This is a genomic window from Agromyces aureus (assembly GCF_001660485.1).
Taxonomy (GTDB): Bacteria; Actinomycetota; Actinomycetes; order Actinomycetales; family Microbacteriaceae; genus Agromyces; species Agromyces aureus.
In genome coordinates this window covers 483,674-504,423 of the sequence record NZ_CP013979.1, presented here as the reverse complement: position 1 = coordinate 504,423, position 20,750 = coordinate 483,674, and the positions used below count along the sequence as shown (strand labels likewise).

Genomic DNA, 20,750 nt, shown 5'->3' with positions numbered 1-20,750 from the left:
TGAGCACATCATGACCGACACCTCCCACACCCATGAGTCGCACGGGTACATCACCGACAAGGACAAGTACCTGGCCCGGCTCCGCCGCATCGAAGGCCAGACCCGCGGGATCCACCGGATGGTCGATGAGGAGAAGTACTGCATCGACATCCTGACCCAGATCTCCGCACTCACCTCGGCGCTCGAATCCGTCGCACTCGGACTCCTGGACGACCACCTCAAGCACTGCGTCGTCGGCGCGGCCGTCCGCGGCGGCGCCGAAGCCGACGAGAAGATCAAGGAAGCCTCCGAAGCGATCGCCCGGCTGGTGCGATCCTAAGAACCGCTCCAACCGTGCGCCGACGAGCCCAGTTACCCTGAACGGAACCCCCAGGAGACGACCATGCTGATGCACTTGCGCCTCGCGGCCAGTACTGACGCACGACTGCTCCTGATCGCTCTCGCGGTCCCCAGCATCCTGATCGGCCTCCTGGCCATGCACGTCCTCTCGGGTACAGCCAGCCAGCCAAGTGCTGCCACCCACCACAACATTGCCGTCGTTGCCGCCAGCGACGAGAGCCACCACGAAGGCCCCACGAACGCTGCAAGCCATGCGGCATCGGCGGAGGCTGCGTCGGCGGCCTGCGGCCCCGCATGTGAGCAGGAGCATGGAATGCTCACCATGGCGTGCCTGCTTGCCCTGCTGGTCGGCGCACTGACGCTGCTCGCAGCCGCACAGGTTCACCGTGGCACCTGGACGCTCCGCCCGATCCGCTTCCTCGGGGTCTTCCTATCAGCGCCGGCTCAACCCAGCCCTCCATCGCTAATAGCTCTCTCAATCAGTCGTACGTGAGAAGTGCGCCCAACACGGCGCCCCACACCACGCATTGCCGTTCGGCCCCCGCGCTCGAACGGCTCATCATCGACCGATTCGAACAGAGAGAATTCTCATGAAACTCCGCACTACGGCGCTCCCCGCCATTGGGCTCATGGCCACCATCCTTCTCGCCGGCTGCACCAGCACCGGCCCGTCAGGTGAAATGTCCGGCATGGACCATGGCTCGCCATCCGCGACGTCCGACAGCGACCCGGCCGCCGATTTCAATGACGCAGATGTCGCGTTTGCGATGAGCATGATCGTCCACCATCAGCAAGCCATCGAGATGTCCGATGTGCTGCTCGAGAAGGACGGCGTCGATCCCGACGTCGCCGAGCTCGCAGAGACCATCAAAGACGCCCAACAGCCTGAGATCGACACCATGACGCAATGGCTCGATGACTGGGGCCAGCCGATGGACTCCTCTGGAATGGACGGCATGGACCACGACGGGATGATGATGTCCGAGGACGACATGGCGGCACTTGAATCCGCGACGGGCGCAGAAGCATCAGCGCTGTTCCTCGAACAGATGATCATCCATCACGAGGGAGCCATCGACATGGCCGAAACACAGGTCGCAGAAGGGCAGAACCCGGACGCGATCGCGCTCGCTGAGAAGATCATCGACGATCAATCTGCCGAGATCCAGCAAATGCGCGACCTGCTCGCGTCCAGCTGATCCGCACCAAGACAACATCTGGGCATCAGGCCCGATGAGCGGACGGGGCACGTCACTGAAAGGCTGCCCCGTCCGCGACGCGCATCCCCTGCGCAGATCACCTATGAGCGCCCGTCGAGCTGCGGCCCCAATCGGATCCGTCTTCCCGGGCTGCCCAAATACTGACCAGCGATCGAGCCGCGGGAGGTAGCAGGAGGATCAGGTCGTTTCGAGAATGACCGCGGGCTGTTCCTCCACTGGATCGGCGAGGCCGTGGGCTGCGAGGTAGTGCTCGGCGTCGAGCGCGGCCGCGCATCCTGTCCCCGCGGCGGTGATGGCTTGGCGGTAGCGCTTGTCGACGAGGTCGCCGCAGGCGAAGACCCCGTCGAGGTTGGTCCGCGTCGAGGGGTGCGCGACCTTGACGTAGCCGTCGTCGTCTAGGTCGATCTGGCCGGCAACGAGGTCACTGCGTGGGTCGTGGCCGATCGCGATGAAGAGTCCGGTCGCGTCGAGTGCGGCGCCTGCTCCGGTCGTGGTGTCGCGGAGTCGGAGTCGCTCGAGTCCGTCGTTGCCTTCGACGGCGATGACTTCGGCGTTCCAGTAGGGGCGGATCTTCGGGTTGGCGAATGCTCGTTCTTGCATGATGCGGGAGCCGCGGAGTGAGTCGCGGCGGTGCACGAGGGTGACCGAGTCGGCGAAGCGGGTGAGGAACATGGCTTCCTCGAGTGCGGAGTCGCCGCCGCCGACGACGGCGATGTCTTTGCCTTTGAAGAAGAACCCGTCGCAGGTCGCGCACCAGGACACGCCTCGGCCGGTCAGTCGTTCCTCGCCCTCGATGCCGAGCTTGCGGTAGGCCGAGCCCATCGCGAGCACGACGGTGTGGGCGCGGTATTCGACGCCGTTGATGGTGCGGATTGTCTTGACTGCGCTGGTGAGTTCGACTTCGGTGGCGTCGTCGTAGACGATGCGGGCGCCGAAGCGTTCGGCCTGTTCGCGCATCTGGTCCATGAGTTCGGGGCCCATGATGCCCGTGGAGAAGCCGGGATAGTTCTCGACCTCGGTCGTGGTGACCAGGGCGCCGCCCGCTTCGACTGAGCTTGCGAGCACGACCGGTGCCAGGCCGGCGCGGGCCAAGTACACGGCGGCGGTGTAGCCGGAGGGGCCCGAGCCGATGACGACGACGTTTTCGATGGGGTTCTCAGTCATGGGGTGCGGCCTCCAGGGTGTGCAGCAGCTGTTCGACGTTGGTTCGGATCTGGTCGCGGACTCGGCGGACCTCGTCGAGGGTGAGCTCGTCGGGGTCGTCGAGGTGCCAGTCGAGGTATTGCTTGCCGGGGTAGACGGGGCAGGCGTCGCCGCAGCCCATCGTGATCACGACGTCCGCGGCGCGGACGACGTCGTCGGTGAGCGGCTTCGGGAACTCCTGGGCGAGGTCGATGCCGGCCTCGGTCATGACCTGGACGACGGACGTTCCCAGGTCGGAGGCGGGCTGGGATCCTGCCGACCGGACGTGGATGCGGTCGCCGCCGAGTTCCCGGAGGTACGCGGCAGCCATCTGCGATCGGCCGGCGTTCTGCACGCACACGAACAGCACCTCGGGCACCGGCTTCGCGATCGCGCCCTTCGACTGCGCGAGCGCGGTCAGCCGGTCCTGCGCGAATCGCGTGGCAAGGCTGGGCAGATGGGTATTGACCTTCGCCGTGCGTGCGAGCGCGGTGTACGACTCGAAGACCACCCGTTCAACGGTCTCTTCGCTGAAGATCCCGTCGAAGCGGGCGGCGAGGCGTTCGCTGGCCCGGTGCAGCACGGAGTCGGGCGTGAGGAGCGGTGGCTGCTCGGTGCGGTTCATGGTCCTGGCCGGTTTCGTCGCGGCGGGTCAGGCGGTGGCGGGCGCGGGAAGGAGTTCGCTGATGAGCTCTTCGACGCGGCGGCGGATCTCGTCGCGGATGGGGCGGACGGCCTCGATGCCCTGGCCGGCCGGGTCTTCGAGTTCCCAGTCCTCGTAGCGCTTGCCGGGGAAGATTGGGCAGGCGTCGCCGCAGCCCATGGTGATGACGACGTCGGATTCTTTCACCGCGTCGACGGTGAGGATCTTCGGGGTGTTGCCGGTGATGTCGATGCCCTCTTCGGACATCGCTTCGACGGCGATCGGGTTGATTTGGTCCTTCGGCTCGGACCCGGCCGAGCGGACCTCGACGCGGTCCCCGCCGAGCTCGCGAAGGTACCCGGCGGCCATCTGGGAGCGGCCGGCATTGTGGACGCAGACGAACAGGACGGAAGGCTTCTCAGTGCTCATACTTGAATGATAGACCGTCATCTATCATTTGGCTACTTCGGCGGGAACCTTGCTCCAGTCTCGCTCCGTCGCTGCGGCGTGGACCGGGAAGAGGAAGCTGACCAGCACGACGCCGATGACTGCGCCGACGAGCTGTGCGACAAGGAATGGGAGGACTGAGGCCGGGGCGATGCCGGCGAACGTGTCGGAGAAGATGCGCCCGATCGTCACGGCAGGGTTGGCGAACGAGGTGGAGCTGGTGAACCAGTACGCCGCTCCGATGTACGCGCCGACCGCGGCAGGGATGATCCGGGCGTTTCCGCTGCGCACGAGGGCGAAGATCACAAGCACGAGTCCGGCGGTCGCGACGACCTCGGCGAGCAGTGTCGACGGTGTCGCACGCATCGTGGTGGCGATCGCGGCGGGCACGTCGAACATCGCGTTCGCGAGCACTGCGCCCGCGATCGCGCCGAGCACCTGCGCGGCGGCGTAGGGTGCGACGTCGCGGACGGCGAAGCCGGGATCGCCACTCCTGCGGGAGAGCCACCAGTCGGCGAGCGAGACGACGGGGTTGAAGTGCGCACCCGAGAGCGGCGCGAAGACCGCGATCAGGACGGCCAGGCCGAGTGTGGTGGCGAGGCTGTTCTCCAGCAACTGCAGGCCGACGTCCTCCGGGGAAAGCTGGGATGCGGCGATCCCGGATCCGACGACGATCGCGACGAGCAGCCCGGTTCCGAGGAATTCGGCGACGAGGCGGCGGGCGAGCGGGGCAGGGCTGGGCTGGGGTGACTCGTCGGTCATCGGTCCTGTCGATCGATTAGAGGGTGGCGAGCAGTTCGCGGATGCGGCGCTCGATGTCGTCGCGGATCTCCCGCACCTCGGTGATGGGCTTACCCACCGGGTCGGGGAGGTCCCAGTCGAGGTAGCGGCGGCCGGGGTAGATCGGGCATGCGTCACCGCAGCCCATCGTGATCACGACATCCGCAGCCCGAACGACCTCATCCGTCAGGGGCTTGGGGTATTCGCCGGCCAGCGGGACGCCGATCTCGTCCAGCGCGGTCAGGACGGAGCTGCGCACCTCACCGGCCGGGTCCGAGCCGGCCGTTCGCACGTGTACCCGGTCGCCGGCGAGGTGGCGGAGGATCGCGGAGGCCATCTGCGACCTTCCCGCGTTCTGGACGCACACGAACAGCACCTCAGGGACTGGGCTCGATGCCGGCGCCACCCGGGCGAGGGCATCGAGCCGGTCGGCCGCGAATTGCGCAGCGAGCGACGGGAGGCGCCGGCCTGGCGCGGGGCGTTCGGCGAGGAGGTCGTAGCTCTCGCGCACGTACCGCTCGACCGTCTCCGGGCTGAAGGTCCCGCGGTACCGGTCGCTGAGATCGCGCATCACCCGCTCCAGTACCGGATCAACCGGCACTGACGGTTCTTGGGCGCGAAGGATCTCAGCCAACCGGTCCGCGTGCTCGTCGGCCAGCGAGTACCAGGTGCGTCGTCCGTCGGGCTGCCGCTGCACCAGACCCTCGTCAAGCAGGGCCTTCATATGGTGGCTCACCGTGGGTTGGCGCAACCCGAGTTCCTCGGCGAGGCGCCCCACGAGCACCCGGCCGTCGGGGGCTTCGAGGATGCTGCGCAGGATGTGGGCCCGCGTCGGGTCGGCGACGAGACGCAACTCGCGAGCAGAGTCCACCGAAGCATCCATAGACCAAAGTCTATCTAACGATCGGGTGCCGGCGCGAGGATGCTCAGCTCAGCGGCGCCTCACTGGTCTCAGTGTGGTCAGCGCGGCGGAGTTCGATCAGGATCGTGTCCCGCCATTTGCCGGCGTGGGGGCCGTAGCCCATGCGTGCGATGCGTTCGCGTCGGCCGACGGTGCGGAAGCCGGCGCGTTCGTGGAGGGTGAGGCTTGCGACGTTCTCGGGGAAGATCGAGGACTGGATCATCCAGTAGCCGGCCGTGTTCGTCGTGTCGATGAATGCGGTGAGCAACTGCCGTCCGGCACCGGTTCCTTGCGCGGCGGGGTCGACGTAGATTGAGTGCTCGAGCACGCCGCGGTACACCTCGCGCGCGGAGACTTTGGATGCCGCTGCCCACCCGATCACGTTGCCGTCCGCGTCGCACGCGACGAGCCGGGCATCGGGCACTCGGGATTGGTCGAAGGCGTGCCAGCTCGGGGGTTCTGCCTCGAATGTGGCGTTGCCGGTCGCGATGCCCGCGGCGTAGATCGCCTGCACGGCCGGCCAGTCCGATGCCTCCATCGGCCGGACGGTGGTCACGAGCAGCAGCTCGAAGCGCTCGAGGCGCCACTCGCTGCGTCGCTCGTGCCGCAGGAAGATCCGTCGGGAGCGAGGCTCGTCGAGCAGACACCGGTCTCGGGCAGCACGAGCTCGACGTTGCTGGCCGCGGCGAGGTCGCCCGCGAGCCATGCCGTGATCGAGCGGACCTGCTCGTACCCGGTCGCGAGGAGGAAGGTCGGCGCGCGACCGTAGCTCTTCATCCCGGCGAGGAAGAACCCAGGCTCGGGGTGCGTGAGCTCGGCGAACCCGTGCGGCTCGACCGTGCCGCAGGTGTGCACGTTCGGATCGATCAGCGGCGCGAGGCGCTTCGGGGCCTCGACAATCTCGTCGAGCTCGAGGCGGATCTCGCGGAGCATGTCGAGGTCGGGGCGGAAGCCCGTGGCGCTGACGACGAGGTCAGTGTCGTGCTCGACGAGCTCGCCGGCCCGCGCGCCGATCAGGCGAACGCCGTCGTCGGTACGGCCGAGCCGCACGATTTCGAAGCGGTCAAGCACCGTGATGCGGCCGGCGGCGACGAGCGCGTCGACACGGCGCCCGATCGACGCGCGCGCCGCGAGCCCGTCATCATCCGACGTCGTGACACGGACGGCACTCGCGTTGCGGATCAGCCAGGTGATACGGGTGTCGGACTCCTGTTCGGCGAGCTCTGCCAGGGCCAGGAGCGTGTTCGCGGCGGAGTGTCCGGCGCCGACAACGGTTACGTGCCGGCCGGCGAAGCGTCCTCGTTCGCGGCCGAGGACATCGGGGAGGGCATGGCTGACCCGGTCCGCCACGTCGGCCAGGCCGAGCGGGTCCAGACCGGATGAGGCGAGGCTGTTGGGGTGCGAGTAGGTTCCGGAGGTGTCGATCACGGCGCGCGCGGTGAACTCCTCGATGCCGTCGACGGTGTGTGCGCGGAGCAGGAACGGCGTCGCCGCGCGGCGCGCGGTCCGAGTACGGTCCATGCCCTGACGGGTCACGGCCTCCACGCGGACATCGGTGCGAATGCGGCCGGCGATCTCGTCGAGCGCCGCGAGCGGCTCGAGGTACTGCTCAACGAGCTCGGTGCCCGTGGGGAGGCTCTCGGGAGCCGGGAGCTGCCATCCGGTCGCTTCGAGCAGGCGACGCGAGGCCGGGTCGACGACGTGCTTCCACGGCGAGAACAGGCGCGTGTGGCCCCACTGCCGGATGCTGGAACCGATCTGGTCACCGGACTCGTAGATGACGAAGTCGATGCCGCGCTCGACGAGGTTCGCCGCGGCCGCGAGGCCGACCGGCCCGGCGCCGATGATCGCGACCGGCAGGGTGTCGAGGCTGCGCTGCTGCAGACTCGGGACGGTGAGATCGATCAACGTCATGATGGGCGCCTCCTAAGGCATCGATGAACTTCGATATTGAGTGTGCCCACTCCATCGATGTTTGTCAATATTGGAGTACAATGGTCGACATGTCCACCACGCTGCTGCCTGTGATCCAGCCCGACGCTGCCGTGTGCTGCACGCCGCTGACCAGCGAGGCCATGGACGCGGAGCGCGCTGACACCCTCGCGAAGAAGCTGAAGGCCCTGGCCGACCCGACCCGGCTCCGGCTGGTGTCGATCGTCGCAGCGTCCGAGGGCACGGAGGCGTGCGTCTGCGACCTCATTGAACCCGTCGGCCTCAGCCAACCGACCGTCTCGCACCACCTGAAGATCCTCATGGAGGCCGGCTTCCTGAGCCGCAGCAAGCGCGGCACCTGGGCGTACTACAAGCTCGTCCCGGGAGCGCTCGGCGAGCTGTCCCAGCTGCTCGACGTCACCGCATCCCGCTGAGCTCGGCCCGCCGCTGGCCGTGTCGAAGTATCCGCTCGGGGTGCGCCTTGCCGCGCTTTCGGTCGGGCAGGTCATCAGCTGGGGCATCCTCTATTACGCGCTGATCATCGCCGCGCCCGCGATCGCGGATGAGACCGGCTGGAGCGTCGCGACCATCACGCTCTGCTTCTCGGGCGGGCTCATCGTCTCCGCTGCCGCCGGCATCATCGTCGGCCGGTGGCTCGACGACCGCGGGCCTCGACTGATCATGACCCTCGGCGCCATGATCGGCACGCTCGGCCTGGTCATCGTGAGCGCCGCACCAAATCTCGTGATCTTCACGCTCGGCTGGATCGTCTGCGGGCTCGCCCAATCGGCGGTGCTCTACCAAGCCGCGTTCACCATCATCGCCCGCCGCCACGGCGATGCCCGGAGGGGTGCGATGACGATCCTGACCCTCGCCGGCGGGCTCGCCTCCACCGTGTTCGCCCCGGTCGTCGCCGGCCTGCTGACGATCGTGGACTGGCGGGCGACGTTCCTCATCCTTGCCGCGACTCTGCTTGTCCTGACCCTGCCGCTGCACTGGATCTTCCTCGAACGCACCTGGGCGCCGCTCCCACCGGCGCACGAGGGCGAAGCAGTCCACAACGTCGGCACCGTCATCCGTACCCGCCAGTTCTGGATGCTCGAGATCTCGATGCTCGCCCTCGCAGCCGCGCTCTTCAGCGTCACCCTCGCCATCATCCCGCTGTACATGGAGAAGGGCATGAGCTACGAGCTCGCCGCCTGGGCGCTCGGATTGCTCGGCGCCGGCCAGGTCATCGGACGACTCCTCTACGTCGCCGTCCCGCATGGAACCGCACCCTGGGTCCCGCTCGCGATCACCTCGGGCCTCGCTGCAGTGCTCCTCGCGTTGATGGGCCTCGTGCCCGGCCCGCCATGGCTCCTCATCATCGTCGGCGTCATCACCGGCGCCGTCCGCGGTGCCCAGACACTCGTCCAAGGCTCCGCGGTGGCCGACCGGTGGGGTGTTCGCAACTACGGCACCATCAACGGCGTCTTCGCCGCACCCATCACGGCGATCACCGCCCTCGGGCCGGCCTTGGGCCCGGTGATCGCGGTCGCGGTCGGTGGATACTCGACCATGGCCTTGGTCATGGCCGGCTTCGCGCTCATCGCGCTGGTCACCGCACGGTTCTCCTGATCACCGATCGGAGACTGTTGAAAAGTGCCCGGTGAGGGATCCTCAAACGGCGACCATCCGCCTGCGAAGCGACGGCTACAACGGGCAGATATCTTTGAGCCAGCGCACCAGGCGCTCGGAGGAGAGACCAACGCGATGGATGAGCGCTATACGGCCGGAGACTCGGTTGATGCCGATGGCACCCGGTACCACATCTACCGCGTTCTTCCAGGTCAATCTCACATGCACTTCCCGCGGGTGGTAGAGGATCTGACCGAGGACGAAGCGACTCATCTTTGGCTGCGACTGGGCCAGTCGCTCGGCCGGGCGGAAGCGTTCACGGATGCGGCGAGGGAAGAACTGCTTCGTTTCGAAGCCACCGAGTAGTGTTCCCGTCCAGATTCGGACTGAGACCGACCAGGCCGACGCTGAGGGTTCCATGCCGATGAGGGTCGGGAACGGGTTCACGTCGAGCATGTCCGGCAGAGTAGCGAGCGTGAATACGACCGTCCGTGTCTCGAAGACCGGCGCCGCGGTGGCGACGGCCGGGCCTGGCTGTCTCAGCAGTAGACGATGAGCACGGGCCTGCTGACGGTACTGATGTGGTGTGTTTCATGGCTGGCGGATGGCGCGCGTAAAGCCTGCGGCGAATAGTGCGGTCAGGGCCCAGCCGGAGAAGGTCAAGAACACGCTGGCCCATGCAACGAATTGGCCGCTTGGTGTGGCGGTGATGTGGCATGAGCTGCCGCTGCTGGTAGACACCAGCGGGATCGCCATGTCGACCGCGATCTGGAAGGCTTCGACGCGGGTGCAGGCTGTCGCGCCGGGGGTGTGGGCGAGCGCGCCGGGAGTGAAGAAGACGATCATCACGGCGGCGAGGAGGACTACGGCGACGCCCAGCAGAGCGCGCCATGGCTGATACCCGTACCCGAGAGTGAACTTCGTGAACCTAGCCCACGCCTTCGCCGGGCGCGTTAGACCGCCGCGTTTGACTTGGTCGTCCCGCTGCCTGATCAGCGCGCGGCGCGCGTCATCGTCGTGGCCCGCGGCACGGGCGGCCGCGGCCAGCTGCCGGTAGGGCTGTGGGCGGTATGCGGGAGTCCCGGAATGCAGCAGTACGAGCCATTCGTCGAATCCCACGCTCGGGTATCCGTCGTATGTCAGGCCATCGACGACCCACATTGCCCCGGTGCGGGCGCGGTCCACGCTCGCAGCGTCCATCTGCAGGTGTCCGGCGATCCGAGCCCCCGCCAAGCGCACGGCACCCTGCTCGCCCTGCCCGATCGCGGTGAACCCGCCGTCGAGGAACCCATCGCCGCCAACGGTCGCGCCGTCGGCAACCAGTGCGGGGCCAGCCTTATTGGTTACCGTCGCGCCGCGCATCACCAGTAGCCCGCCGATCCGAGCCCCCGCCAAATTCACAGCACCCAGTTCGCCGTGCCCGCTCGCGGTGAACGCGCCGTCGAGGAACCCATCGCCCCCGACCGTCACCCCGGAGGCACCCAGTGCGAAGCCGGCCTCGTTGGTTAGCGTCGCACCACGCATGAACAATTGCCCAACGATCCGAGCCCCCACCAAGCGCACGGCGCCGAGTTCGCCGTGTCCACTCGCGGTGAACGCGCCGTCGAGAAACGCGCCGCCCTCGACGGTCAGGCCGTCGGCCACCAATGCAGGGCCGGCCTCGTTGGTCAGCGTCGTACCGCGCATCTCCAGGCTACCGGCGATACGAGCCCCTGAAAGGCGAACAGCACCCTGCTCGCCGTGCCCGCTGGAAGAAGCGATTACTGACCCGTCCAACCCAAGGCGGGGGATGACGCAATTGCGGCCGTCCAACCCGTCGGGCAGATAACATGACGATAGCTGGAGCCGGATCGGGGTCGTGATGCCATCCAAGTCGATCCGGCCGACGATCCAAGCGCCTCGCAGTTGAAGCCCGTGCGGGTCAGGCCCATCGTCTGGCAGGTGACGGCCGCGGAGAATCTCGCGCACCACCTCCGCACGGATCTGGTGAAGCTTGCCCCAGGAGCGCATCACGTTCTCGTTAATATCCCCGTCTGTCATGCCCGGGGCGAGGTCCAGCACTGTGCCGTCCACAACGTGATGAATTAGGTGTTGCTCCACATCGGTCAGGTTCACAAATATGAGCGTTGCACACTCACCTCGTCCCGCGTTCTGGGCCTTCCGCGACATGCCGAATGAAACATCGCGCGCGCCTGACCGCAACCGACTGCCTCTTTTCGAAACTGGCCCTGGACAAAGGCTCGCCATTTGACTTTCTCAGGGGTCAAATTCTGCATCTGATCGCTGCCCTGGGCCACGCAGCGGGCACGTCACCGCGCACGGAAACTGAATTTGCGCTAATCGCAATTGCTTGCGCCACGGCATCGCCCCGCAGAGCCGGTCGATCAGCTGAGGCCCGCAGGCGGATGCATCAACGGGCACATTCGCGGTGCCGTGCAGGCGCACAGGACGCGTACGAGCGCCGTCGTCGGTAGCGAGAGTTAATCAGAACCAAGAGCATCAGCGAAGCCAGAGCGATGTCGGAACGTCCCGCTACTCTCGATCCGGATCGGTTCGCTGCGCATGGGCACAGGCACGGGCATTTGGCAGCACAGCGTCGCCGACTACCTCGCATCCCTCAACGGTGACCAGCCTGCCTCGCCATGGACAAAACTGAGATGACATGACAACAACGTCCGACTACACGCCACCGGCTTCTGGAGCGACCCTTCTGCGTCGCCAAGAAAATGTCGATGCGTTGCGACTACTGATTGCCCAAAAGCGCCTGTACTCGCGTGCTAAGCGCTGGGTCGCGATTCGCTGGTTCGGGATGCTCGTGATCGGACTCGCCGCGCCAATCGTAGCGGTGGTCTGGCCACAGAGCAGTGTCGTGGTTGCAAGTATCGCTGGGGCCTGGCTCTTCCTCGGCCGAACACTGCTGATGCGGGCGCAGAAGGAGAGCACCGAGCAGGCTGCGGCAGTCCAGGAGCAATTTGACTTCTACGTCTACGAGATGCCCTCTGGTACGCCTCGTCCGAAACTGCCGTCACTGGAGGACATCTCTCTGGCGGCTGGGCCTGAAGGTGAGCTCGTGGCCGTTGCCGAGCAGGAGAAGATGCTTGCTTGGTACGTCGTGGCCGAAGATGATCCGGGCGAAGTTGCCGTTGCGATCGCGCAACGCTCGAATGCCGCCTACAGCTACCGACTATTGAGGTCCACCGGAGTCATCTGGTCGATTATCGCCGTGATCTGGGCATCGGTCCTCATCGCGATCTGCATTATCACGGGACTGTCGTTGGTGACGTTCCTGCTCGGAGTTGTCCTGCCTCTGTTGCCCGCCTTCCTCGATGTGACCGAGTACATCATCGGCATCGTGCGCTCGGCTAGGGATCGTGAGGCACTGTACCGAGAGATCGAAACGAGGATCGGTAGCAACGACGAGCCGATCACCGGCGAGAGCCTGCGCGTCTGGCAAGAGTCGCTGTTCGAACTGCGCCGCGACACACCCACCGTCCCGGACTTTATCTACAGGCTTCAGCGTCGGAAGAATGAAGCTGCAATGTCAGCTGCCGCATCGCAGCTGAGCAAGCGCCCGCGACAAGAGGACGAATGACAACCACCAGTCAGGCAATGACCCAGTTCCTGTCGGACATATCCGTCACCGACTACCAGAAGACGTCGATCGTCAACGCGCGCAAGGACCGCGTTGTGGAGAACCTCACGGCTGCCTTCCCTCCCACCAGCGATCTCCCATTTAGCCGCGCCATTTTGATGGGCTCGGCCGCGAAAGGAACGATCGTCCGCCCCATTGATGACATCGACGTTCTGGCGGTGTTCTCGAATGCGAACGGGGCATGGAACACCTACCGTTCCGACTCGCAGGCCTTCCTTTATCGAGTGCGCCGTGCATACAACGGATTGTCGGCGGCGCAGGTAGGTGCTCGAGGTCAAGCAGTTCGCATCTTTTTTAACAACGGCGGTCATGTGGACGTGGCGCCGGTGTTTTCTCACGGCAACGACATCTACGGTTTACCGGGCGGCGACGGCAGGTGGATCGACACTGCTCCAACGGTGGCGAATGCGTGGTTCGCGAAGAAGAATGCGGACCTCAGCTACAATCTGGCGCCTCTGGTTCGGCTTCTCAAGAAGTGGAACAACGCGCACTCGAAACGGCTTCGCTCTTTCCATCTGGAGACGATCGCGGCCAGCACGTTCAGCACCCTCGGAAACAACCGGCAAAGTGCCATGGCTAACTTCTTCGAATGGGCCCCCTCGCACCTGAATGTCAGAGATCCGGGTGGTCAATCGGGGGCGCTCAGTGGCTACCTCAGCTGGTCTGGACGGCAGGAGGTCACTCAAGCGCTGGCGTCTGCGAGCGATCGTGCTCGCAAAGCGAATGAGGCGGAGGCAAGAGGCGACCATGACGAGGCCAAGCGCCTCTGGAGAATCATTCTGGGTTCCAGCTTTCCGAATTAGTCGTTCCGTTGAGGCACCTAGAAGGCGCGCGCCCGCCGGTCGCTCACTGCTGTGCAATCAGTCGCCCACTTGCCGACCGTGCGGTCATATGAGCGCGAGCAACGTGTGCCTCGACCGGGCGTATGCAGCGGCGCCCTTCAGGGAATCGGAAGTCGCTTCGTCAACTGCTGGAACCCGGATTACCTGGTACCCCATGAGTGGGCTGACAACGTCGCGCAATAGGTCGAAGTATGCGCGGCCACGCCCCCGCGAAAAGGGCCCGGGAAAGCCCCTCGTGATCTTCGAGTGGAAGTACCGGTCTGACTTTGGATGCCACGTCCTGACGAGCTCGCGGTAGGCCGCGGCGTCGTACCCGACCGACTGATCCTCGAGCACATCGAGGGTGAGGCCGCGCATCGAAGTGAAGTGCTGGAATTCATCAACCTCTACCATCGTGCGCGACGCCTCGTGTAGAAGGTCATTCGGCAGTTTGGACAAACGCTTACTCTGCATTGCCACAGAGTCACCGCCAAGCAGTTCGAACGCGCGCTCCATAACGGGCATTGCTGCAGCCGCGCGAGCTGGCAGGTGCAAATGGCCCCGAGTGTTCAGCCACTCGACTCCCGGCATCTTCGACAACATGATTTCGTCTGCTGCGGCGGCAGTAGCCACCGCGGCTTCGCAGTCTCCCTTGGCCATGGCAGTCATGCTAACTGTCGAGGTCGGACTCGATCCGATCCCCGGCAGATCCTGTTTGAGACGCCCTGTCAACATGTGCTGCAGCAGGCAGTGACACCGGATCGCTGAGCATGTTCGAAGGCTTCAACTGGCGTCCGCAAGACGGTCGGTGGCGGTTCTCGCGCTCGAGGCGTTGCGCCGAGGGACAGCCGCCGGTCGAGGATCCCGTAGACCTGCCCGCACAGCGTTCCCGGTGACGGCGTCCTAAGCGCTCAAGCTTGAGCTCATCCGCGCCGTGGTGAGGTCGGCTATTGCAGCCCTCGTCCAACATGTAGTTGGACGATTCTGCCTTCCCCGGACGGGCGACCTTGAACACAGGCGTCTCAAAAAGATGCCGCATCGGCTCGTAGTGGCGCTGCCTCCCACGAGGCCCTCCACCGCTACGACCGCAACAGCGCGACATCCGCGCGGATGCTTGACCGCCATCTTGTGTCGTAGCGGCACCCGCCACTACATGGAGACGCGCCCGCTTCGAGCTGCGGCTCACGATTGTTGAGCACGAGAGGACACTAATTTGGAAGAGCTGGATACATTCGTTGCACCGTACGATCCCGTGGCCGACGAGTTTCTCCAAGCCCGCGGTTGGAAATCGAGGCGCGACGAGGGTTGGACTGAGCACTGGAATGACTCGTGGACTTGGCCCGCCTCGTACCTCGGGCCGGGGACTCTGCCGACGCAGATCCAATGCGAGGGACAGAGCTTCCGCGTCTTTTACGCGACCCCCAGCATCCTGCTTCCGCGGGCTCAGGTCGAATACGCCAATCGAGACGAGCTTGTAGACGACCTCGCGAGCATCGAGGACACGTTCAACTGGTTGCTCGAATAAGCAGGAGCCGTGTGAGGTGCCGTGCCGAGTTGAGCTATCCCACCGGGCGGGCCGTCGGATCGTCGGAGTCTCCGAGTGCGAGGTGAAGCTGCTGGGCTAGCCGGCCCAAGGTCTGCTGCACGTCTCGATCCTCGCCATCGTCGACGGCCGCGAGCTCGTCATGGCGTTGCAGGCTCCTGCGGAGCGCGTCCACGTTCACATCGCTGAGGGCTCCGCTTTGGATCAGTGCTTCCAACGTTGCCACGACTCGGAGTAGGGCAATCGCGTCGCTCCGAGCAAGCGAACAAGATTCCATGTTCGACATCTTCTCGCTCGCATCGCGAGTTGTCAGCAGCGCGAGTCACTCCACTTCAACGGATGCACTGGTGAGGATGCGGCCAACGGTGGACTTGCTCATGCCGAGCTCCGCGGCAATCCGCCGTTGGCTGAGCCCGGCTCGCGCTCTGGTGACGACGGCTTGCTCGCGGGACACGGGCTCGTCTTCCGAGAGCGTCATCGCGTCCGCTCGCTCGATTGGCGTGACATCCGATCGCACCTCTGGCTGAGCGATCCGTGCGGGCGCCGGCTCAACGATGAGATCAGCGAGCGTGTGCGTCGCCGCCAAGACGGCGAGCGGCGCGAGGCCCGCGATAGCCGCGCCGGCCATTCCGGTGGAGTCCTGGGCCGAAGCATCCCAAGCATGGAAGGCGTTGCCTGCCACAGACACTGCGGTGAACGCGGCGAGCAGGGACCAATACAGCACGGCGCGTTCACCCCGTCGACGCTTGATGAGCACGGCCAACGTGTAGACGAGGATTGCCCCGTCGATGACCACGGGAATGGTCCAAGCCTGTCCCGCCGGAATGCTGGCCCACGGGGCGGTAGCCGTGAGCCCGTTGTAAGACAACAAGAACGACACGCCGCCGAGCACCGCGGTCAGGCTGGCAGCAACGACGAGCACCGGTCGGGTGTCCGGGTTGATCCGTCGGGGCAGCTGGGACATGTCTCTCCTTGGTTCGGGCCGGGTGGTTCGGATGGCTCACCGCCGATCTCGCAGCGTCGGTGATGGCGCCGGACCGGCTTAAGCGCCAGGGCGCGGTCTCGTCTCCGGCGCACCGGACGGCGTGGCTCGGGCATCCGGGCCGGAAGCACCCTGGGATGGGGCAGCGGCGGCTTGCTCGGCCCCAGACTTCACGCCGTCGGCGGCTTTCTGCCCCGCAGCGATCGCGGTGCCGACAGCAGCAACCGCCGGCATAGCGATTCCACCCGCTGCTGCCGCCCCACCGAGGGCCGCTCCACTCGCGGCCGAACCGGACGCTGCCCCGCTGCTCGCCATCGCCGCCGATCCCCCAGAGGAAGCCGTCCCGCTGGTCCGGGCCCCTTGGAATGCCCGAACCGCTCCGGTGGGCACCTCTGCCCCGATGCGGGCCATCGAAGCGCCCAGACCGGCGCCACCGGCCTGCATCGCCAAAACAGGTGCCACGAATCGCATGAGCGCCGGGAGCGCAAGCAGCGCCATGAGCATCATGGCAACGCCAGCCACGCCCGCCCAGATGCCCGTGCCGTCGCTCGCGAACAGGTCCGTTCCGACGAGCTGGAACGCGGTGGCGTAGATCAACGCGGCGGCGGGCTTGTAGAGAATGAACGCCAGAAGCCATCCGATGCACTTCCGGAACCAGTTCGCGCCGACCGCGGTGTTCGTGAAGCTGGCCGAAAGCGGCAGGATCCCGGCCAGGAGCACGAGCATCCCGCTCCTCAGCACCATGAGTCCGATCTGCACGATCGAGCCGCAGAGCGCCACGGTCCCGAGCACGATGACGATCAGCACGCCAGATCCTCCGGTTGCGACATGCGCGACACCGAGCATGGCGAGCAGATTCTCTTCGAAGCTCCGCCCTGTGCTCGAGTTCGTCAGGATCTCGCTTGCGAGCGCGTCGGATGCAGCGACGAGTACGGCCACGGCCGTGAGCCCTCCACCGGTGACGACGGCGAGCGTGAGCAGGGACGACAGCGCTTGACGCGCACCATCTGCTCGCTGCTCCCACGCCGTGCGGACGGCAGCGATGATGAGGCTGAACACGGCAAGCCCGATCACCAGCGGCTGCAACGACTCGTGAATGAATCCGATCGCGGGCGAGGCTTCCGCGCTCTGGCTGGTCACGAGGTAACCGACGATCGACCCGGCACCACTGACCATGACCACCGCAAGGAGGATGCTCCCAAGGCGTCGTAGGCGCTCGTTCCCTCGACGAAGCCCAAGCGTCGCACCGAAGCCGATCAGCGAGAGCATGCAGACGATGAGGGCGAGCCAACTGGCCCAGTTCAACATCATGACGACACCATCGGTCGAGCTGCCGATGCTCGAGATCTCCTGGTTCGCAACGATCTTGGGCGAGGGCACCGCGACCCACATCGTCCCGAGCGCGCGGACCAGTTGGCCCAGGCCATCGGCGAGTGCCTCTGCAATCGCCACAAGCGCCTGACCAGTCGCTCCCCCGACCCACTGGCCGACTGCCTCACCGAGCTCGCAGCTCCAGTTCCCGAACTCGCAGCTCATTGGTTCGCGCCCCACGGGGCCATCCCGGCAAGATTCGGGATAGCCGCGAGCTCGACATATCGTCCAGTCGCTGGATCGACGACCAGCTTCCAGTCGTCGTCTGCCCACCGGAGGGGAACCGAGCCGGCCACGAGCCGCCCATCGACTGATCGCACGGCAATCCTGATCTCTGCGTCGGTGGTCGTGTACCGGGCGACTTGGTAGGCGACGATCTGAAGCCCGGCGCTCGATCCGGTCGACGAGGCATCCGTCTGCGCAATCGCCGCGTCGCGCCCGGGTCCCGGCAAGGTGGCGTCCGAAGCAAGCCGGTCGCTCAGCTCTGGTCGGCCGCTGCCGATGGCGACGTACGTGGCGGCAGCAACCACTGCTCCGGGCTCGGACCTTGCGAAGCACCGACGGAATCCGTCTGTCTCAACGAGCGCCGGCCCGACTCCGGCCACCGACGGAGCATAGACATCCCCGATCGCATCCCAGTCCGCCTCCTGTAGATCGGAGGCCTCGAGGTTCTGCGACACGTGAGCACACGCGGCAACAGCTCTTGGGGAACCGTGCTCAGAGGGCGACGAGTCCTTCTGCACGATTCCGATCGAGACCACCACGCCAAGAACCATCAGACCGCCGACGAAGACCGCCGACGCGATCCACGACGGCGAAGCGAAGGGGCTCGGTCGTGACTCATCCTTCTTGCTCATCCCTCTTCCTCTCGTTTCTGATGACCGAGCAGATCGGCCCACTGCCGATCGACGCGCTCCACGGCGACATCACGTCCTCGACGACGTCTCGCGAGTTCTGACTGCGGATGGAATCGGTCGAGGAACTCATCGATCCGAAGCAGCAGCTCGCGCGTGACCATGAGGGCCTCGGCGGCCTCGACTGGAAAGAGCCGGTTCTCGTTGGCGTACTTCGCGATCTGGTTCACGTTGTTGGCCGAGCTCGATGCCAATTGCCGCAGCGCAAGAATCGCTGTCAGCAGGTCGCGCCGATCGGTTTCGGTCAGCGCCGGACCGGACTCAGGGTCGCCAAGCGGGGCGAGCGCCGACTCCACGAGGAGCCGTGCGACGGTGATCTGGCGTTCACCGGCGGCGGCCTCGAGCCGTGTCTCGTCGGTCGGAGTGACCTTGACGACGTAGCGCTTTGACCTGGCCTCTCCGGCATGTATTTGTCGACGGGCTCCCCCGTCAATCTGGGCGCTCATCGCGCCTCCTGCCCAGCGCAGCGCCCACCCGGCAGGTTGGCGTCCGAGGCATCCGCATCGGCATTGGCGGCGTTAGGGCACCTAACGCTATAGCTTGCTCCGCTTTTCGTTCGGGTGTTCATCCAGCGACGGTCTCGGTACATGTCGACCCCTTCTTCGATTGGTTCTGGGTGAGATTCATGTAGCGGTGACATCCGCTACGTCGTGACGAGCGCTACAGACGGCGGCTGCTGAGTAGCGGATGTCGCGGTTGTATCGCCCTGCGTTTCGGGCTCGAGGTAGCGGTCCCACGCGTCTTTGAGATCGGCGTGGCGGTAGCCGCGGACCACCTCGGTTCCGATTCGAACGCTGACGGGGCGGACGCCGTATGGAGTGAGCCGGCGCGACAGGATCCGCGGGTCGAGCCCGGTTCCGTTGAGCGTCCTCCAGGGCGCTTCGTCCAGGGCGCTGAGCCGCTCGATGATGATTGCCGTTGGGAGCGCCTTGGGCGTTCCGAGCTGACCGAACACGATCCGCACATCGTTCAACAGCTGCGCCGAGAACGATGAATCGACAACCGAGTCATACTGCGCAGACGTCAGGCTCTTCGCCGCCTGCCACGCTTGTCGGGGCCACTGGCCTCCGGCGTAGTCGGCGATGGCGCAGAGGGGTTCCCAGACATCGGCTGCCCGGTCGACGACGGGAAGGTCCGGGCGGAGCGCGGCCAGATCGTCGATCGAGTCCTCCAACCAGGCAGCGAGCTCGGAGCGGATCTGTTGAAGCCGGCCTCCGTCGTTGCGGCTACGGAACGGCATGGCATACTCCCCGGGGCCACGTCGCTTGATCCGCACGACGATGGCTCGGTCTTCGATGGTGTCCGGTAGGTCGCCGATGCCGGCCAGTGCTGCCATCGCGAACGTGCGGTACTCGCGGGGTTTGAGCGTCTGTCCTTCAACGCGCCCGTAGAGCGTTCCTCTTTGGAATCCCGAGTTGAGGAGGCCTCGCAGGTCCTCGTTCCGCTCTGCCTGTCGTGGCGATCCGAATAACGTGTCGGCCTCGTCGAGGAGCAGGGTGGGCGGCTGATCGCCGGCGAGCTCGACTCGCCTGAACAGGTAAGAGATCGAAGCATTCACCAAGCGGATCGGGTCGTGACTCATGCCGTCGACGACCTCGAGCACCCTGGTCTTGCCGCTCCGCTTCTCCACCGACTTCACAACGAGCCGGGGTGCAAAGTCGAACGCAGCCGAGGCGTGGGTCATCGCGATCCACAGCGTGATCGCGTCGAGCGCCTCGGCTGACGGCAGGATGCAATAGTCGGCAAGCGCCGCCTTCGTCTTGTCGAGGATGTCGGCACCGGTGAGCATCAGCGTGCACCCGTCAACTGAAAGCGGCCCGTCGGAAACAGCCGATCGATGCGCTCCTGTGCCCGTCGTGCACGCTCGGGCTCACCACGACGGATGCAGCGCTGTACGTAGCTTTCGAGGACCTTTGCAGTCTCACGCGGGTTGAAGGCGAGCATGTAGTAGCGATCGGCATCCGCTTCTGCTCGGAGCACCCGGTCGATGAGCGCGCCCTGCGCTGCGGCGAACCCGGCGCCGTAGCCGTCGAGCCATGTCTGCCACCCGTGAGCGCTGGAGGAGATGTACTCCCAGAGCTCATCCTCATTCAGGGGCGGGATGCCTCGGCCGAAGAAGGTGACACCTACTTCCGGCTCGCCCCCGATGCCGACGATCACTGCTGCCCCGTCTGGGTGCGAACGCTCTCTTCGATCCAGGCTTCGACCTGCTCGGGGATGTAGCGAACCGTCTTCGGTGTCAATTTGATGAAACTGGGACCCAGTCCCTTGTACCGCAGCTGGGCAAGTGCGCCCATTGAGAGTCCGGTCCATTCGCTCACCTCGCGAGGGGTGAGGAGAAGGTGCTTGACGTCCATGTGATTGCCTCCGGGTCGTGTGATCAGTGCGTACTTCACGCTCTCGATT

Annotated in this window: 24 protein-coding genes; 7 read left to right on the top strand and 17 right to left on the bottom strand. The window is 65.7% G+C overall.

Annotation, left to right across the window (positions count from 1 at the left end):
* The first annotated feature begins 10 nt into the window (after positions 1 to 10).
* The 3 genes from ATC03_RS02140 (at position 11) to ATC03_RS02130 (ending at position 1,538) form a co-directional block, all read left to right on the top strand.
* On the top strand, positions 11 to 319 hold the full coding sequence (locus tag ATC03_RS02140) for a metal-sensitive transcriptional regulator (protein WP_067872576.1): 309 nt from the start codon (positions 11 to 13) through the stop codon (positions 317 to 319).
* A gap of 63 nt (positions 320 to 382) precedes the next feature.
* Positions 383 to 832 carry a DUF6153 family protein gene (locus ATC03_RS02135; RefSeq protein WP_067872573.1) on the top strand — a complete coding sequence of 150 codons (450 nt, stop codon included), beginning with the start codon at positions 383 to 385 and terminating at the stop codon, positions 830 to 832.
* 136 nt (positions 833 to 968) lie between these two features.
* Complete coding sequence (locus tag ATC03_RS02130) at positions 969 to 1,538, top strand: DUF305 domain-containing protein (RefSeq protein WP_335622256.1); 570 nt, start codon at positions 969 to 971, stop codon at positions 1,536 to 1,538.
* Positions 1,539 to 1,736: 198 nt separating this feature from the next.
* Here the strand turns inward: ATC03_RS02130 and trxB are convergent, their stop codons facing one another.
* The 7 genes from trxB to ATC03_RS02095 all read right to left on the bottom strand — a co-directional run bounded on the left by trxB (position 1,737) and on the right by ATC03_RS02095 (position 7,426).
* A complete protein-coding gene (gene trxB / locus ATC03_RS02125; protein WP_067872568.1) occupies positions 1,737 to 2,723 on the bottom strand; it encodes a thioredoxin-disulfide reductase in 987 nt (328 codons plus the stop codon).
* Positions 2,716 to 3,366, bottom strand: coding sequence for an arsenate reductase ArsC (locus tag ATC03_RS02120; protein WP_067872564.1), 651 nt, complete (start codon positions 3,364 to 3,366; stop codon positions 2,716 to 2,718). The genes trxB and ATC03_RS02120 overlap by 8 nt, the downstream gene beginning before the upstream one ends.
* 27 nt (positions 3,367 to 3,393) lie before the next feature.
* Positions 3,394 to 3,813 carry an arsenate reductase ArsC gene (locus ATC03_RS02115; protein ID WP_067872561.1) on the bottom strand — a complete coding sequence of 140 codons (420 nt, stop codon included), beginning with the start codon at positions 3,811 to 3,813 and terminating at the stop codon, positions 3,394 to 3,396.
* Between the two features lie 24 nt (positions 3,814 to 3,837).
* Complete coding sequence (locus ATC03_RS02110; protein ID WP_067872558.1) at positions 3,838 to 4,593, bottom strand: MIP/aquaporin family protein; 756 nt, start codon at positions 4,591 to 4,593, stop codon at positions 3,838 to 3,840.
* Positions 4,594 to 4,609: 16 nt separating this feature from the next.
* Positions 4,610 to 5,464, bottom strand: a complete 855-nt coding sequence (locus tag ATC03_RS02105; protein WP_227820203.1) for a metalloregulator ArsR/SmtB family transcription factor — start codon at positions 5,462 to 5,464, stop codon at positions 4,610 to 4,612.
* A 73-nt stretch (positions 5,465 to 5,537) separates the two neighbouring features.
* Complete coding sequence (locus ATC03_RS02100) at positions 5,538 to 6,050, bottom strand: GNAT family N-acetyltransferase (RefSeq protein ID WP_067872555.1); 513 nt, start codon at positions 6,048 to 6,050, stop codon at positions 5,538 to 5,540.
* Between the two features lie 14 nt (positions 6,051 to 6,064).
* Positions 6,065 to 7,426, bottom strand: a complete 1,362-nt coding sequence (locus ATC03_RS02095) for an NAD(P)-binding domain-containing protein (RefSeq protein ID WP_067872552.1) — start codon at positions 7,424 to 7,426, stop codon at positions 6,065 to 6,067.
* 89 nt (positions 7,427 to 7,515) lie between these two features.
* Between ATC03_RS02095 and ATC03_RS02090 the strand changes: the two genes are divergently transcribed.
* Both ATC03_RS02090 and ATC03_RS02085 read left to right on the top strand, forming a co-directional pair.
* Positions 7,516 to 7,878 (top strand): ArsR/SmtB family transcription factor, encoded by a 363-nt coding sequence (locus ATC03_RS02090; protein WP_067881138.1) that lies wholly within the window; start codon positions 7,516 to 7,518, stop codon positions 7,876 to 7,878.
* A gap of 19 nt (positions 7,879 to 7,897) precedes the next feature.
* Complete coding sequence (locus tag ATC03_RS02085; RefSeq protein ID WP_067872549.1) at positions 7,898 to 9,061, top strand: MFS transporter; 1,164 nt, start codon at positions 7,898 to 7,900, stop codon at positions 9,059 to 9,061.
* Positions 9,062 to 9,136: 75 nt separating this feature from the next.
* On the opposite strand, the gene ATC03_RS20100 is transcribed toward ATC03_RS02085, so the two are convergent.
* Both ATC03_RS20100 and ATC03_RS02075 read right to left on the bottom strand, forming a co-directional pair.
* Positions 9,137 to 9,517 (bottom strand): hypothetical protein, encoded by a 381-nt coding sequence (locus ATC03_RS20100; RefSeq protein ID WP_152030829.1) that lies wholly within the window; start codon positions 9,515 to 9,517, stop codon positions 9,137 to 9,139.
* A 135-nt stretch (positions 9,518 to 9,652) separates the two neighbouring features.
* Positions 9,653 to 11,176: a hypothetical protein gene (locus ATC03_RS02075; RefSeq protein WP_152030828.1), complete on the bottom strand. Its 1,524-nt coding sequence runs from the start codon at positions 11,174 to 11,176 to the stop codon at positions 9,653 to 9,655.
* Positions 11,177 to 11,723: 547 nt separating this feature from the next.
* Here ATC03_RS02075 and ATC03_RS02070 point away from each other — a divergent pair.
* Positions 11,724 to 12,653, top strand: coding sequence for an S-4TM family putative pore-forming effector (locus tag ATC03_RS02070; protein WP_067872540.1), 930 nt, complete (start codon positions 11,724 to 11,726; stop codon positions 12,651 to 12,653).
* Between the two features lie 17 nt (positions 12,654 to 12,670).
* The gene (locus ATC03_RS20095) at positions 12,671 to 13,516 is read left to right on the top strand and encodes an SMODS domain-containing nucleotidyltransferase (RefSeq protein ID WP_152030827.1); all 846 of its coding nucleotides are present in this window, start codon (positions 12,671 to 12,673) and stop codon (positions 13,514 to 13,516) included.
* An 84-nt stretch (positions 13,517 to 13,600) separates the two neighbouring features.
* Here ATC03_RS20095 and ATC03_RS02065 read toward each other — a convergent pair whose 3' ends face one another.
* From ATC03_RS02065 to ATC03_RS02025, 8 genes are all read right to left on the bottom strand, one after another.
* Positions 13,601 to 14,194, bottom strand: coding sequence for a hypothetical protein (locus ATC03_RS02065; protein ID WP_067872537.1), 594 nt, complete (start codon positions 14,192 to 14,194; stop codon positions 13,601 to 13,603).
* A gap of 1,205 nt (positions 14,195 to 15,399) precedes the next feature.
* The gene (locus ATC03_RS02055; protein ID WP_067872531.1) at positions 15,400 to 16,041 is read right to left on the bottom strand and encodes a DUF2637 domain-containing protein; all 642 of its coding nucleotides are present in this window, start codon (positions 16,039 to 16,041) and stop codon (positions 15,400 to 15,402) included.
* Between the two features lie 78 nt (positions 16,042 to 16,119).
* A complete protein-coding gene (locus ATC03_RS02050) occupies positions 16,120 to 17,595 on the bottom strand; it encodes a TrbL/VirB6 family protein (protein WP_067872528.1) in 1,476 nt (491 codons plus the stop codon).
* Positions 17,592 to 18,287, bottom strand: coding sequence for a DUF8175 domain-containg protein (locus ATC03_RS02045; RefSeq protein WP_067872525.1), 696 nt, complete (start codon positions 18,285 to 18,287; stop codon positions 17,592 to 17,594). Before ATC03_RS02045 ends, ATC03_RS02050 begins: the two co-directional genes overlap by 4 nt.
* Positions 18,284 to 18,790 carry a plasmid mobilization relaxosome protein MobC gene (gene mobC, locus ATC03_RS19915; RefSeq protein WP_084003199.1) on the bottom strand — a complete coding sequence of 169 codons (507 nt, stop codon included), beginning with the start codon at positions 18,788 to 18,790 and terminating at the stop codon, positions 18,284 to 18,286. Before mobC ends, ATC03_RS02045 begins: the two co-directional genes overlap by 4 nt.
* Before the next feature lie 197 nt (positions 18,791 to 18,987).
* Positions 18,988 to 20,133, bottom strand: coding sequence for a DUF3631 domain-containing protein (locus tag ATC03_RS02035; RefSeq protein ID WP_067872520.1), 1,146 nt, complete (start codon positions 20,131 to 20,133; stop codon positions 18,988 to 18,990).
* Complete coding sequence (locus tag ATC03_RS02030) at positions 20,133 to 20,504, bottom strand: hypothetical protein (RefSeq protein ID WP_067872517.1); 372 nt, start codon at positions 20,502 to 20,504, stop codon at positions 20,133 to 20,135. The genes ATC03_RS02035 and ATC03_RS02030 overlap by 1 nt, the downstream gene beginning before the upstream one ends.
* Positions 20,501 to 20,740, bottom strand: coding sequence for a helix-turn-helix transcriptional regulator (locus ATC03_RS02025; protein WP_227820201.1), 240 nt, complete (start codon positions 20,738 to 20,740; stop codon positions 20,501 to 20,503). The genes ATC03_RS02030 and ATC03_RS02025 overlap by 4 nt, the downstream gene beginning before the upstream one ends.
* Positions 20,741 to 20,750: the final 10 nt, after the last annotated feature.